This window comes from Nocardia barduliensis, from assembly GCF_013315795.1.
Taxonomy (GTDB): Bacteria; Actinomycetota; Actinomycetes; order Mycobacteriales; family Mycobacteriaceae; genus Nocardia; species Nocardia barduliensis.
The window spans coordinates 56,339-70,272 of sequence record NZ_JABLTE010000038.1 but is presented as its reverse complement, the minus strand read 5'-3'; the positions used below and the strand labels follow the sequence as shown (position 1 = coordinate 70,272).

15 protein-coding genes are annotated in these 13,934 nt (G+C 70.4%); 6 read left to right on the top strand and 9 right to left on the bottom strand.

The window, feature by feature from the left end; all coding sequences use genetic code 11:
• Nucleotides 1-139 precede the first annotated feature (139 nt).
• Entirely contained in the window at nucleotides 140-562 is a 423-nt protein-coding gene (locus HOV91_RS18310; protein WP_174186617.1) for an MmcQ/YjbR family DNA-binding protein, read from the top strand.
• A gap of 4 nt (nucleotides 563-566) precedes the next feature.
• On the opposite strand, the gene HOV91_RS18305 is transcribed toward HOV91_RS18310, so the two are convergent.
• The 4 genes from HOV91_RS18305 to HOV91_RS18290 all read right to left on the bottom strand — a co-directional run bounded on the left by HOV91_RS18305 (nucleotide 567) and on the right by HOV91_RS18290 (nucleotide 3,165).
• Nucleotides 567-890, bottom strand: coding sequence for a hypothetical protein (locus HOV91_RS18305; protein WP_174186616.1), 324 nt, complete (start codon nucleotides 888-890; stop codon nucleotides 567-569).
• A 94-nt stretch (nucleotides 891-984) separates the two neighbouring features.
• The gene (locus HOV91_RS18300) at nucleotides 985-2,124 is read right to left on the bottom strand and encodes an alkaline phosphatase family protein (protein ID WP_174186615.1); all 1,140 of its coding nucleotides are present in this window, start codon (nucleotides 2,122-2,124) and stop codon (nucleotides 985-987) included.
• A gap of 43 nt (nucleotides 2,125-2,167) precedes the next feature.
• Nucleotides 2,168-2,479 (bottom strand): nuclear transport factor 2 family protein, encoded by a 312-nt coding sequence (locus tag HOV91_RS18295; RefSeq protein ID WP_174186614.1) that lies wholly within the window; start codon nucleotides 2,477-2,479, stop codon nucleotides 2,168-2,170.
• Nucleotides 2,480-2,538: 59 nt separating this feature from the next.
• Nucleotides 2,539-3,165, bottom strand: a complete 627-nt coding sequence (locus HOV91_RS18290) for a TetR/AcrR family transcriptional regulator (protein ID WP_174186613.1) — start codon at nucleotides 3,163-3,165, stop codon at nucleotides 2,539-2,541.
• 111 nt (nucleotides 3,166-3,276) lie between these two features.
• Here HOV91_RS18290 and HOV91_RS18285 point away from each other — a divergent pair, with 111 nt between their 5' ends.
• From HOV91_RS18285 to HOV91_RS18270, 4 genes are all read left to right on the top strand, one after another.
• Nucleotides 3,277-4,353, top strand: a complete 1,077-nt coding sequence (locus tag HOV91_RS18285) for an SDR family oxidoreductase (RefSeq protein WP_174186612.1) — start codon at nucleotides 3,277-3,279, stop codon at nucleotides 4,351-4,353.
• Between the two features lie 11 nt (nucleotides 4,354-4,364).
• Nucleotides 4,365-4,553, top strand: coding sequence for a hypothetical protein (locus HOV91_RS18280; RefSeq protein ID WP_174186611.1), 189 nt, complete (start codon nucleotides 4,365-4,367; stop codon nucleotides 4,551-4,553).
• Nucleotides 4,554-4,601: 48 nt separating this feature from the next.
• Nucleotides 4,602-5,486: an LLM class F420-dependent oxidoreductase gene (locus HOV91_RS18275; protein ID WP_174186610.1), complete on the top strand. Its 885-nt coding sequence runs from the start codon at nucleotides 4,602-4,604 to the stop codon at nucleotides 5,484-5,486.
• A gap of 134 nt (nucleotides 5,487-5,620) precedes the next feature.
• Complete coding sequence (locus tag HOV91_RS18270; protein ID WP_174186609.1) at nucleotides 5,621-7,906, top strand: ATP-binding cassette domain-containing protein; 2,286 nt, start codon at nucleotides 5,621-5,623, stop codon at nucleotides 7,904-7,906.
• Here the strand turns inward: HOV91_RS18270 and HOV91_RS18265 are convergent.
• The 5 genes from HOV91_RS18265 to HOV91_RS18245 all read right to left on the bottom strand — a co-directional run bounded on the left by HOV91_RS18265 (nucleotide 7,903) and on the right by HOV91_RS18245 (nucleotide 12,973).
• Nucleotides 7,903-8,760: a helix-turn-helix transcriptional regulator gene (locus HOV91_RS18265; protein WP_174186608.1), complete on the bottom strand. Its 858-nt coding sequence runs from the start codon at nucleotides 8,758-8,760 to the stop codon at nucleotides 7,903-7,905. The two genes, HOV91_RS18270 and HOV91_RS18265, sit on opposite strands and share 4 nt — an antisense overlap.
• Before the next feature lie 304 nt (nucleotides 8,761-9,064).
• Nucleotides 9,065-9,817, bottom strand: a complete 753-nt coding sequence (fabG, locus tag HOV91_RS18260; RefSeq protein ID WP_174186607.1) for a 3-oxoacyl-ACP reductase FabG — start codon at nucleotides 9,815-9,817, stop codon at nucleotides 9,065-9,067.
• A 14-nt stretch (nucleotides 9,818-9,831) separates the two neighbouring features.
• Entirely contained in the window at nucleotides 9,832-10,980 is a 1,149-nt protein-coding gene (locus HOV91_RS18255) for an acyl-CoA dehydrogenase family protein (protein WP_174186606.1), read from the bottom strand.
• A 220-nt stretch (nucleotides 10,981-11,200) separates the two neighbouring features.
• Nucleotides 11,201-11,821, bottom strand: a complete 621-nt coding sequence (locus tag HOV91_RS18250) for an HAD family hydrolase (protein ID WP_174186605.1) — start codon at nucleotides 11,819-11,821, stop codon at nucleotides 11,201-11,203.
• Nucleotides 11,822-12,022: 201 nt separating this feature from the next.
• Nucleotides 12,023-12,973 (bottom strand): Lrp/AsnC family transcriptional regulator, encoded by a 951-nt coding sequence (locus HOV91_RS18245; protein ID WP_174186604.1) that lies wholly within the window; start codon nucleotides 12,971-12,973, stop codon nucleotides 12,023-12,025.
• A gap of 85 nt (nucleotides 12,974-13,058) precedes the next feature.
• Between HOV91_RS18245 and HOV91_RS18240 the strand changes: the two genes are divergently transcribed.
• Nucleotides 13,059-13,934, top strand: coding sequence for a VOC family protein (locus HOV91_RS18240; protein ID WP_312884678.1), 876 nt, complete (start codon nucleotides 13,059-13,061; stop codon nucleotides 13,932-13,934).

Genomic DNA, 13,934 nt, shown 5'->3' with positions numbered 1-13,934 from the left:
CGTGAACTCGGGGAGCAGCGGTTTCACGATGTCCCACAACGCATCCGGGACCAGCCGTTGAGCAAGCCTGTCGACCACGGGTCACATCATGCCGGACAACGAATTACACCCACGTAAGACGTCCTCTTAGGCTGCTGGCATGGCGACCGGTTCCCGGCGGGCACGCCTCGCCGACGTGCACGAGGTGGCCGCGGGCATGCCCCATGTGACGCGCGTCGACGGACCGCGCGGTAACCCGATCTACCAGGTCGGGGGGAAGTCGTTCGTGTTCTTCCGCACTCCCCGTCCGGATGCCGTCGACCCGCGCACCGGCGAGCGCTACACCGACGTGATCGTGATCTGGGTGCCCTCGGAGTCGGACAAACAGGCGCTGGTGCAAGACCCGGACTCGCCGTTCTTCACGACGAAGCACTTCGACGGGCATCCGTCGGTCCTGGTGCGCGCGAGCAGGATCGGCGAGCTGAGCCGTCGAGAGCTCACCGAGGTCGTCCAGGACGCCTGGCTGGCCAGGGCCTCGCGCAAGCGCGCGGCGGACTGGCTGGCCGCCCATCCGCCGCGCTGAGCGGTCACTTCCGGATGAAAATGCCTGCGACGTCGGCGTTCTTGATCGGGGTGTCGGTATTGGCCTGCGCGCCGCACAGCAGGTCGACCGACACCATCGTCGCGTCCACGACGGTGCCCGCGGGCTCGCGGTCGTCCTGGCTCTGCTGTTTGACGAACTTGGTGATCGTCGTGCGCTTGGTGTCCTGGTCCTGCTTGACGTACTCGCTGCACGGGGTGTCGCCACCGCGGTTGAGGGCGCGCTCGATATCGGTGCAGCCCGCGAGCGCCATGGCGACCATCGCGATCCCGAGGCCGGTTCGGCCGGTCCGTGACAGCGTGGCGTGCATGGTCTCCTCCTGAGGTTCGGGCACGGCGTTGCCCGCCGCGATCGGCTCCAGACTAGAGCCCGCACGCGCGAGCGTGCGCCGACCGGCCGCGCGGTTAGGTGCGCAACACGCACAGCGGGACGTTCATCTCCGCGGGCGTGAGCGAACCGTGGTGACCGACCAGCCAGGACTGCAGCGGTTCGGCGCCGGTGCGGATGACGCCACGCCTGCCCCGGGCGACCACGACCAGATCGCCGATGCGCTGGGCGACCGCGGGATCGACCGTGGGGCCGAACCAGCCGCGGGCGACGGTCTCCTCCTTGTCGAGCACCTCGAAGTCCGGCCCGAGCGTGGCCTGCCAGGCCGCCGCGACGTCGGACGTGGCGCCCGCCTCCGTGTAGACGTGCCGGGCGCGGGCCTCACCGCCGAGCGCCCGCACGCCTTCTCGCAGAACGGGAGTGGTGTCGAAATCGATGCGGTCCTCCAGTTGCACCATGCCGTGATCGGCGGTGACCAGCAGCGCCGCGCCGGGTGGCAACTCCTCGGCGAGGGCGGCGGCGAGCCGGTCGGCATTGGCCAGCTCCAACGCCCAGGACCGGGACTCGGGCCCGCGCACATGTCCGGTCATGTCGAGGTCACCGTGGTAGGTGTAGACCAGTGAGCGCGGCCCGGCGCGCAGCGCTTCGCCGACGCCTGCGACGAGGTCGCCGAAGGACAGCTGGGGGCGGAACTCGCAGCCGCGCAGCACCGCTTTGGTCAGTCCGGACCCCGCCTGATCGCGTGGTGACACCTGGGCGACGGCGATGCCGTCGGCGGCGGCGCGCTCGAAAACGGTTGTGCGCGGCTGGAACTGCTCCGGAGGGAGTTCGCCGCGCAGATCGGACTTGGGTACCCCGTGCAGCCGCCACGACAGCGGGACGAACAGCCGGTCGTAGCCGGGGACGTGGAACAGGTAACCGACCACTCCGTGCTCGCCGGGCGGAACGCCCACCCCGAGCGAGGTGAGGCTGGTGGCCGTCGTCGTCGGGAAGCCCGCCGTGAGCGAGAGCGGCGCCAGGCCGGACAGGAACGGCGCGACAGTGGGATTCGCGACGAGGTCCTCGTAGCCGAGCCCGTCCACCAGCAGGACGCAGGCCCGCTCGACGGCGAGCCCGAGCCCGAGGCGGTCCTGCTCGCCGGGCACGCCGAGACCGGCGAGGACAGAGGGGAACAGATCGGCCAGAGAGCCGGTACCGTAACGCGGCGCGACGAACACGAAGGTCAGAATGTCAATGTGGGCGGGGGCATGGCAAGGGCGTTCAGGCTTGACCGGTCTCGAAACGGCTCACTTTGCCGTCGCGCAGGACGAACCGCCAGGTGGTGCGCATCGAGCCCCAGCGCGAATTGGTGTAGTCGGCAACCAGTTCGATGCCGTCGTCACCGACGGACTCGACCCGCATGCGGGCGTTGCTGTCGAAGATCTCCGCCGCGGTCCACTGGGCGAGGTTGCGCTCGACGCCGTCGTCGGACATCGTGGCATCGTCGGTGAGGACCGCGTAGAACCGATCCTGGTCGTTGGCGTTGAGCGCGTCGACGAACTCCTGCACCGTCGGATCCAGCTGCGCGGTCATCCGTGTCGTCCTCTCGGATCGTGTGAGAAGCATCGGATAGCGAACGTCTGGCGTCTACTCTAGGTCAGCGGCGGCGAGCTGGGCTCGATCAATGTCGCGAACGTCCGCATGACGTCCTCCACCAGCGCCGGGGCGGTGGTGCCGAACTGTACCGCGCGTTTCTCCAGCTGTCCGTCCAGCCACAGCGAGGCCAGCCCGTGGCCGAGTCCCCAGAACATGACCGCCAGGGTGTCGGCTTTGTCGGCGGGCAGCGCTCCGGCGCGGACGCATTCCGCGATCGCGTCGGCGAGAACCCCGAAGGCCGCGTCGCCCGCGGCCATGGTGTCCGGGTGCTTGTCGGGCTGGGAGAGCTCGGGCCGGAACATCAAGCGGAAGTAGGCCGGATGCTCCCGGGAGAACCGCACATAGGCGTTCGCCATTGCGGTCAAGGCGGCCATCGGTGTTCCCGCCTCCGCGCGCGCCGTCGCAAGCCGCGCGCCGAGCAACTGGAAACCCTGGGTGGACAGTGTCGCGAGCAGGGCGGAACGGTCGGGGAAATGGTGGTACGGCGCCGCGGTGCTCACGCCCGCTTCCCGGGCCACCCGGCGCAGGCTGACCGCCGCGAGTCCTTCGGTCTCGATCAAACGCAGGCAGGCGGCCAGCAGCGCGTCGCGCAGGGCGCCGTGGTGGTAACTGGTCCGCGTCACCGTCCGAGCGTATGCGACGTCTCCTGGACAACCTAACTATGCGGTGCTTAGATTATCTGAGCGGCGCTCAGATGGGCGACGCGCCAACCACTCCGACAGACGGGTGAAGAAATGAGCACACGGGTACTGGTCACCGGCGCAACGGGATTCGTCGCCGGTCACGTCATCGCCGAGTTGCTGGAGCACGGCTACACCGTGCGCGCGACCGTCCGCGACCTCGCCGCCACCGGCAAACGAGCCCACCTGGTCGAGCTCGCGCGCCGGACCGGGGGCGAGCTCGAGTTCGCGCAAGCCGACCTGACCGGCGACGACGGCTGGGCGTCCGCCGTTGCGGGCTGCACCGACGTGCTGCACGTTGCGTCTCCGTTTCCCGCCACCCCGCCGGACGACGAGAACGAACTCATCGACACCGCGGTGGAAGGAACCTTGCGCGTGCTGCGCGCCTGTGCCGCCGCGGCCACGGTGCGGCGGGTGGTGCTGACCTCCTCGGTCGCGGCGATCGCGGACGGTCACGCCGCGGACGCTTTGCGCACCGAGGCCGACTGGACCGTGGTCGAGCGCAGCCCGGCCTATCAGAAGAGCAAGACGCTGGCCGAGCGGGCGGCCTGGGATTTCGTCGCGAAGCTTCCGGCCGGCGCGGGATTCGAACTCGTCGCCGTCAATCCCGGCATGGTGCTCGGACCGCTGCTGTCCGCGGCGACGAGCACCTCACACGAGCCCGTGCGCAGGTTGCTCGCCGGGGACGTACCCGGGACGCCCCGGGTCGGCTGGGCGCCGGTGGACGTGCGCGATCTCGCCGTGGCGCACCGGCTGGCCCTGGAGACCCCGGAGGCGGCGGGCAACCGCTACATCTGCGCGGGCGAGCATCTGTGGATGGGCGAGATGGCGCGCGTCCTCGCCGAGGAATACGGGCCGCGCGGGTTCCGGGTGCCGACCAGAGCCTTGCCGAACTGGGTCGTTCGCTCGGTCGCCATCTTCGACAAGGGCGTCCGGCTGACCCTGCCGATGCTGGGGCGCACCGAGTCGCTCAGCGCCGAGAAGGCCGGGCGCGAGCTGGGCTGGACCATGCGTCCGGTGCGGGAAACACTGCTCGACACCGCCGAAAGCCTGCTGCAGCACGGGATCGTGGCGTCGCCGCGGCGTGCGTCTTCGCCACAGGCCGCCGCGGCAAGCGCCGCGCGCGCCTGAGGGACGCCGTCATGCTGGTCGCGACTCTGATCCTCACCACGATCGCGATGGTGCGGCGCGGGTTCGCCCGTCGGTCCGCGAGCGGGGGCTCCGCCGGTCCTCGCGCCCACAGCCCCACCAGGCGGATGCTGCCGGTAGCCACCGCCCTCGTCACGCTGCTCGGCGTCGCGCTGGCGGCCGGCGCGCTCACCCAGTGCTGAACCGGCCCCGGCGCGTACGGGTCCGGCCCGGTTCGCTAGACAGGACACGTGACTGCGCAGCGCCCATTCCGGTTCGGTGTCAACATGGTGGTCCCCGAGTCCCGGTCGAATTGGATCGAAAAGTGCCGTCGGGCCGAGGAACTCGGCTTCGACGTGGTCGGCGTCGCCGACCATCTCGGCCTGCCCGCGCCGTTCCCCGCGATGGTCCTGGCCGCCGAGGCGACCGAGCGGGTGCGTCTGAACACCTTCGTGCTGAACACGGCGTTCTACAACCCCGTCCTGCTGGCTCGCGACGTAGCGGGCGCCGACCAGTTCACCGACGGGCGCGTCGAACTCGGGCTCGGCGCGGGCTACGTGCAGTCGGAATTCGAGGCCGCGGGCATTCCGTTCGAAAGCGGGAGCAAGCGCGTCGACCATCTGGAGCGAACGGTGGTCACGCTGCGCGGGCTGTTCGCCGATCCGGAGTATCAGCCGCAGCCCGCGCAGCCGATGGGGCCGCCGGTGCTGATCGGCGGATGGGGCGACCGACTGCTCGCGGTCGCCGCGCGGCACGCCGACATCATCGCCTTCACCGGCGCGGCGGCCGCGCGCAACGGTGGGCCGCTGCAGATGGCCGGGCTCGCCGAGACCGAGGAGCGGGTCGCCTACGTGCGGGAACTGCTGGGTCCGCGACTGGACAAGGTCGAGTTCAACATCCTGGTGCAGCGGGTGGTCCCGCCCGCCGAACGCGCGAGCGTCCTGGAGGTCTTCGGCCCGGCGCTGCCGCCGGACGTCGCCGACTCCCCGGAGGAGCACCCGATCCTGCTCATGGGCACCCCGGAGGAAATGGCCGACCGCCTGCGGGATCGGCGCGACCGCTTCGGCATCACCTACGTCACCGTGCTCGAGGACAGCATGGAGAAGTTCGCCCCGGTGATCGCCTTGCTGCGCTGACCGCCCGGCTGACGGCGACGGGTCGACGACCCCGAATCCGAACTGCCGAAGCCTTCTCGGCCGCCGGTGGCATATGTGATTTGCGTCACATTTACCGGAGCATTTTCGGGGGTTCGGGTGGCAAGGTGTGCGGTATGCCTTTCGCCGAAACCCTTGCCGCGCCCGATGTCATCCGGGTGCTCGGAGCCAGTGAGCACAACCTGCGCGACGTGTCGCTGGAGATTCCGAAGAACAAGATCACCGTCTTCACCGGCGTCTCCGGTTCGGGCAAGTCCTCGATCGTTTTCGACACCATCGCCGTGGAATCACAACGCCAGCTCTACGCCACCTTCCCGGCGTTCATCCTCAACTTCCTGCCCCGCTACGAACGCCCGCACGCCGAGGCCATCGAGAATCTCACCGCGCCGGTGATCATCGACCAGCAGCCGGTCGGCGGTGGCCCGCGCTCCACGGTCGGCACCATGACCGACATCTTCTCGATGGTGCGGGCCATGTTCGCCCGATTCGGTTCGCCCTCGGCCGGATTCGTCTACAACTATTCCTTCAATGTGCCCCAGGGCATGTGCCCGGACTGCGACGGGCTCGGCGTCACCGTGCGCGCGGACCCCGATCGACTGCTCGACCGAACCAAGTCGCTCAACGAGGGCGCGATCCTGCTGCCGGGTTACGGGGTCGGCAGCGGGGATTGGCAACTGTACGGCCGCTCCGGCCGCTTCGACCCGGACAAGAAGCTGAGCGACTACACCGACGAAGAATTCCACGATCTGCTCTACGGCACCGGCGGCAAAGTCGAGCTGACCTTCAGCAAAGGTACCTGGAAGGCGAATTACGAAGGCATCGCCACCAAATTCACCCGCACCCGGCTGCAGCGCGACACCTCAACGCTGAGCGAGAAGACGCGGGAGCAGATGCGGCAGTTCCTCACCGAAGGGGTCTGCGGCACCTGCGCGGGCGCCCGGCTGAACCAGGCGGCGCTGGCCACGAAGATCAACGGACGCAATATCGCGGACTGGGCGCGGCTGCAGATCACCGATCTGATCGAGGTGCTCGACGAGATCACCGATCCGGCCGCGGTCGGCCTGGCCTGCGCCATCCGCACCGGGCTGCGGCGGGTGGCCGACATCGGGCTGGGTTATCTGAGTCTGGACCGGCCGACCTCCACCCTCTCCGGTGGCGAGGGGCAGCGGCTGAAGATGATCAAGCATCTGTCCAGCACGCTGATCGGGCTGACCTACATCTTCGACGAGCCCAGCGTCGGGTTGCACCCGCGCGACGTCGGCCGCTTGAACGATCTGCTGAAGGCGTTGCGGGACAAAGGAGACACGGTGATCGTGGTGGAGCACGATCCGGATGTCATCCAGATCGCCGACCACGTGGTCGACGTCGGCCCGCGCGCGGGCGTGCACGGCGGCCAGGTGGTGTTCCAGGGCAGCTTCGCCGACCTCCGGGCGGCGGACACCCCGACCGGGGCCGGTCTGCGCAGACCTTTCCGGGTGAAGGACTCCTTCCGCACCGGCACCGGCGAGCTGCTCATCGAGAACGCGACGGTGCACAATCTGAAGAAGGTGACCGTCGGGATCCCGACCGGCATCCTGACCTGCGTCACCGGTGTCGCAGGCTCGGGCAAGAGCAGCCTGATCCGCGACGTCTTCGTACCGGGGCATCCGGAGGCGATCTTCGTGGACCAGTCGCCCATCGCGGCGTCGTCCCGCTCCACCCCGGCGACCTACCTCGGGCTGATGGATCCGATCCGCAAACTGTTCGCCAAGGCCACGGGGCAGTCCGCCGGGCTGTTCAGCTTCAATTCCGCCGGTGCGTGCGCGCAGTGCGAGGGTCGCGGCGTGATCATCACCGAGATCGCCTACATGGATCCGGTGACCACCCATTGCGACGCCTGCGACGGTCGGCGCTTCTCCGATGACGTGCTGGCCCTGCGGCTGCGCGGCAGATCCATCGCCGACGTGCTGGAGATGTCGGCCGAGGAGGCGCTCGGGTTCTTCGCCGAGAAGGCGCTGCACACCAAACTGCGCACCATGAACGAGGTCGGCCTGGACTACCTCAGCCTGGGGCAGGCGATGAGCACGCTGTCCGGCGGCGAGCGGCAGCGGATCAAGCTGGCCACCCAGCTGCAGAACACCGGCAGCGTCTACGTGCTCGACGAACCGACCACGGGCCTGCACATGTCGGACGTGGACACGCTGCTGGCACTGATGGACAGCCTGGTCGATCGCGGCAACACCGTGGTGGTGATCGAGCACAACCTCGATGTGGTCGCCCACGCGGACTGGGTGATCGACCTCGGACCGGACGGCGGCAAGGACGGCGGCGAGATCGTGTTCACCGGGACGCCCGCCGAGCTGCTCGCGCACCCGACCTCGCTCACCGGCGAATACCTGCGCCGGTACAAGGCGGGTAGCTAGCCGGAGGGCTCCGCCGCCGGGAACCGCTGGGTACCGGTCACCCGCAACAGTTCCAGCGCCGAGGCTTCCCGGGTGCCGGGCGCCGCCGAGTAGACCACGACGGCTTGGTCGGTGTCCGGCACCAGCAAGGTGTCGCAGTCCAGGCGCAGGGATCCGAGATCAGGGTGGTCGATCGTCTTGGTCGCGCTGCGCCACTGCCCGGACCGGCGTGCGGCCCACAACTGCTCGAATCGCGGGCTGCGCGAACGGAGTTCGGAGACCAGCCGCAGGAGGCCGGGATCGTCCGGGTAGCGTGCGCGGGCGCTGCGCAGGCAGGCGGCCGAGAAGGACGCGGCGTGGTCGGCCTCGGCGGGCGTCATCGCCACCCGTCCCCGCTCGGTGCCGAGGAAACGCTGCCAGATGATGTTGCGCTGGGCGGGCGGCCATGCGGAGAAATCGCCGAGCAGCGCGGTCGCCATCGGATTCCACGCCAGCACATCGGCTTTCGCCGACAGCACCAGCGCGGGCAGATCCGCCATCCGGTCCAGTAGCCGCAAGACGCTCGGCCGCACCACCATATCGATGCGGCCCTGCTGCGGGAGCGCCGCGCCCGCGAACTGGAACAGCAGTGCGCGGTCTTCGTCGTTGAGTCGCAGTGCGCGGGCCAGCGCGGCCAGCACGGAGGTGGACGGACGGGGACCGCGCCCCTGCTCCAGCCGCACGACGTAGTCGACGCTGACACCGGCGAGCTGGGCTACCTCCTCGCGCCGCAGCCCCGGCACCTGTCGGCGCGGGCCCGCGGGCAGGCCGACATCGCCGGGCCGCACGCGGTCGCGGGCCTGCCTGAGCAACGCGGCCAGCTCGGTTCGATCCACCTCTCGATCATGCCGCAGGCGGTCATCGCCGGGGTGGGATCACCACTCCCTGGACCGCGCCGGTACGCCGGTGCCCGACCCGGCGCCGTGCAAGAAACGATGACGGACCAGGACCGGAACACGGATGCCGATCGGCAGGCGGGTGGCCGGAAACCATCTCACGGCATAGCGGCGGTCGGGGCCGGCAGCACGGTGTCGCGGCGGCGTGGGCGAGACCGGTGGCCGGTCGCGCTGCCCGCGTCACGACGGCGTCGGCCGCGGTGGCGCTCGACGGAGGCGGGTCGGATCGAGCGACGGGCGTTGGTCAGCGGGCGCCGCCGTTGACGTACAGCGTCTGGCCGCTGACGTAGCCGGCCTCGTCGCTGGCGAGGAAGGCGATCACCGCCGCGACCTCCTCGGGCTGTCCCACCCGGCCCAGCGGGGTGCGTTCCGCGGCGGCCTTCTGGTGTTCCTCGGCGCTCATGCCGACGCGGCCGGCGGTGGCGGCGGTCATGGCCGTGGCGATGTAGCCGGGCGCCACCGCGTTCACGGTGACGCCGTACGGGCCGAGTTCGAGGGCGAGCGTCGCCGTCAATCCCTGGATGCCCGCCTTGGCGGCCGCGTAATTGGCCTGGCCGCGATTGCCCAGTGCCGACCGGCTCGACAGCGACACGATCCGGCCGTAACGCTGGGCCACCATGAACGTCTGCGCCACCTGCGCACAGTGGAAGGCGCCGGTCAGATTCACCGCGAGCACCGCGTTCCAGTCCTGCTCGGACAGGCGGAAGAACAGGTCGTCACGCGTGATGCCCGCGTTGTTGACCAAGATCTGCGGGCTGCCCAGATCGGTGGCGACGCGGTCGAATACGGTCTGCACCGATTCGCGCTCGGTGACGTCGCAGACGTAACTGCGTGCCACGCCGCCCGCCGCGGCGATCTGCGCCGCGGTCTCCTCGGCGGCGTTGCGATCCAGTACGGCGACGGCGGCGCCCTCGGCGGCCAGGCGCAGCGCGGTGGCCGCGCCGATGCCCTGCGCCGCGCCGGTGACGACGGCGACCCGGTCGGTGAAGCGATGCATGGGATGTCCTCCGGTCAGAACGCGGCGACGCCGGTGAGGGCGCGGCCGATGAGCAGTTTCTGGATTTGGCTCGTCCCCTCGTAGAGGGTCATCACCTTGGCGTCGCGGAGGTATTTGCCCACCGGGAACTCATCGATGTAGCCGTAGCCGCCGAACACCTGCACCGCGCGATCGGCCGCACGGACCGCGGCCTCGGAAGCGAACAGTTTGGCCTGCGAGGAGGCTACGGCGAAATCCTCGCCGCGGTCGACGAGGTCGGCCACCCGCCATACCAGCAGGCGCGCCGCCTCCACGTCCAGCGCGATGTCGGCGAGCAGTTCCTGGACGAGCTGGTGTGCTGCGATCGGCTTGCCGAACTGCTCGCGCTGGGTGGCGTAGCCGACTGCGGCGTCCAGGCACGCCTTGGCCAAGCCGACGCAGCCGGCCGCGACCGACATGCGGCCTTTGGCCAGCGCCGCCATCGCCACGGTGAAGCCCTTGCCCTCGGCGTGCAGGCGGGCGCTGTCGGGTACGCGCACCCCGTCGAGCACGAGTTCGGCGGTGGCCTGTCCGCGCAGGCCCAGCTTGCCGTGGATCTCGCGGGCGGTGAACCCGGGGGAGTCGGTCGGCACCAGGAAGGCGGTGATGCCCCGGTGCCCTTCGCCGCCGGTGCGCGCGAACACCAGCGCCACCTCGGCCCAGGTGCCGTTGGTGATGAACATCTTCGTGCCCGACAGCACCCAGTCCGAGCCGTCGCGCACGGCGCGGGTGCGCAACTGGGCGGCGTCGGATCCGGTGCCCGGTTCGGTGAGCGCGAAACAGCCGAGCGCCTCGCCTGCCACGAGCCGCGTGAGCCAGGTGCGCTTCTGCTCCTCGGTCCCGAAGTGGTGGATCGACTTGGCGACCAAGCCGAGGGAGACCGAGACGATGCCGCGCACGGCCGAATCGCCGCGCCCGAGCTCCTCCAGGACCAGGCAGTAGGTGAGGTGATCGCCCGCGCTGCCGCCGTACTGCTCCGGGATGGTGAGGCCGAGGAAGCCCAGTGCCCCGAGGCGGCCGACGATGGCCCGGTCCACGCTTTCCTCGCGGTCCCACCGCGCGGCGTGCGGCGCGATCTCGCGGTCGACGAAATCGGCCGCGAGCCGTCGCGCCGCCGTCTGCTCGCCGGACAGTTCGAGGTTCATGGGCGGTAGGCTAGCGACAGCTAAACTAACGCCGCAAGTTTTCGGGAACCGCCGCGTCGGCGAATCGGGAACGCGAATCGGGGTCGATCGGCCGGACGACACGAGCGCCGCGGTCCAGCGCGGCGCGTGCCCGACCTGGTGTAGGCGGGTATCCCCGCGGCTGTTCCGCGGTGAAGACGTTCCCCGTGGAATCGCGCGTCGCTGGACGAGTTGACGGGTGTCAGCTGGCGGTGACCGCCCCGAACTCGGTCGCGAGCCAGGCGGGGAACTCGGTGAGGCTGGTGAGCACCACGTCCGCGCCCGCCGCGCGCAGCTCGGCGGCCGTGCACGGTCCGGTGCTGACGCCCACCGCGAACACGTCCGCGGCTCGCGCGCCGTTCATGTCGCCCACATGGTCGCCGACGAACAGGTCGGCGCCCTGTTCGCGCAGCGTCGCGGCCTTGCCCGCCGACCAGAGGTCGCCCGCGAGATGGTCGACGCGCCAATCGAGTTCGGCGATGTGCAGCTGTGCCAGCGGAGCGTGCTTGCCGGTGACCACGAGCACTCGTCCTTCACGTGCCCGCACGGCTGCCAACGCGGCCTGCGCGCCCGGCATCGGGGGAATAGTGGAGACGAGCGTCGGATACAACGCTCGATAGCGGGTCACCAGAGCCGGAACCAGTTCCTCGGGCGCGCCCGCTTCCACGAGCAGGGTGGCCAGCGGTGGGCCGAGCCGATCGGCGAAGGTCGTCCCGCACAGCGGCAGCTCGAATTCGGCGCCGAGCAGGTCGATGGCGCGAGCGACGCCCGGCCGAGAGTCGATCAGCGTCATGTCGAGGTCGAAGCCCACGGTCCAGGTCACCCACCCGACCCTAATCGTCGGTGCCGGGGTATGCGGGTCCGGCTGTTGCGAATCACAACTTCGCCGCGGGAACATGGGGCCGAGGGCACGTCCGGGAGAAGCGGCGGGCGGCGTCCGTGATTCACGTGGAACCCGCGATGCACTCGATGTCACGGAAGTGGCTGCGGCTCATGAGAATTCCGCAGCGAGTGCAAACGTGCGTCAGGTGCGGCGCGGTGGCGCCGCGCGCTTGGCGTAACCGCTGATCGGCCCGATCTCCATCCGGTCGATCCCGGGCAGCCCGGCAATCCGCTCGGTGGTGTAGCGGAACAGGGCGTCCGCGTCGCGGCAGACGACGCACACCAGCAGATTGTGCGGTCCGGTGGTAGCCGCGACGAACGCCGCCTCCGGATCGGCGGCCAGCGCGGTCGAGACGGCGAGCAGATGTGCGGGCGCGACGGCGAGCCACAGCAGGCTCTGCACGGTGAACCCGAACAGTGCGGGATCGATCTCGACGTCGAACCCGAGGACCCGCGCGCCGCGCAGTTCCTCGACCCGCCGCCGCACCGCGGATTCCGACCAGCCGACGGCCCGCGCGAGCCGGGGATAGGTCGCCCGCCCGTCGGCGGCCAGCGCGGGAAGCAGGCGCTGATCCAGTTCGCTCGGCGCCACCGCTTCGGGCGGGTCCGTGCCGGGCGCGCACAGGGCCGCGCTCTGCTCGGCGGACAGCGCCGACATCCGGCCCCGCCAGCGGCGGCGCATGAGGTGCCGCAGCACGCGATGGGCGTCCACGGTCCGCACGGCGGGGTGGCGGGCCAGCTCGGGCAGGGGAGCGTCGCCGGGGACGCGGAACAAGCAGGTCAGCTCGGCACCACCGGCGATGACCGTCACCCAGGCCGTGTCGGCGCGGCCCGCCAGCGCGCGGGCCAGCGCTGCGGTGGCCTCCGGGCGGACCCGCAGGCGGACCAGCCACTCGGCGTAACCGACGCGTCCGGTGTCGGCGACCCCGGTGACCCGCAGGCCGCCGGTGTCGAGCAGCCGCCCGTAGCGGCGAGCCAAGGTGCGCTCGGAGACCTCCAGCACCGGTGCGAGCCTGCTGAACGGCGCACGACCGTCGAGCTGCAAGGCGTGCAGCAACCTTCGGTCGATGTCGTCCAAGGTGACCGAATCCACCCTGTCAGGGTAGGGCAGTGTCGGGATCCGGCGGATCCGCCGTGGCGACGGGCGGGCCGTCGCATGCGGGGTGAGCATCGTCGGCGTGCAGAAACCGATCGACGCCATCCACCACACCGGAATCCTGACCCGCGACCTGGACGGTCTGGAACGCCGCTACCTCGACCTCGGCTTCACCCTGAGCCCCCGCTCGCGGCATCTGCTGAGCGCGCGCCCCGGTGAACCGCCCACGCCCGGATGCACGGCCAACCGCTGCGCGCTGTTCGGCGGCTCCTATATCGAACTACTCGGCATCGTGGACGAGTCGGCGCCGGACCCGTGGCACACCAAGGCGATGGCGGACGAGTACGAAGGGTTCCGCCTGCTCAATCTCGAGACCGGCGACGCGGAGTCGGCCCGGCGGCAGCTCACGGCGGCGGGCCTGCGCACGACCGGCGTGCTCGACCTGGAGCGCGACGTAGAGACCGAGGACGGCATCCGCACGGTGCGCGCGCGTGCCGTGCACGTGGACCCCGGTGCGACACCGGAGGCGCTGCTGGGCGTCGCACAGCATCTCACCCGCGCGTACGTGCACCAGCCGCGCTATCTGTCGCACCCGAACGGCGCCCGCGCCATCGCCACCGTGCTCATCGTCGTGGCAGACTCCGAGTTCCACGCGACCGTCGAACGATACGGCCGCATCCTGGCCGTCTCCGCCGTGCGCCGAGGGCCGCTGACCGTATTGGCGATGGGCTCGGGCCGACTGGAGTTGGTGCGCGCGTCCCAGACCGGCGCGGTGCTGCCGGGCGAGGCGGCGCCCGCACCGTCCTATTTGGCCGCCATGACCATCGCCGTGCGGGATCTGGCCGTCGCGCGCCAGGTCGTCGCGCAGGCCGGTGTGCCGGTCCGCGAGACGGACGAGGGCTTCTTCGTCTCCGCCCGGGACGCTTACGGCGCAGGGTTGTTCTTCGTGGCCGGCTGA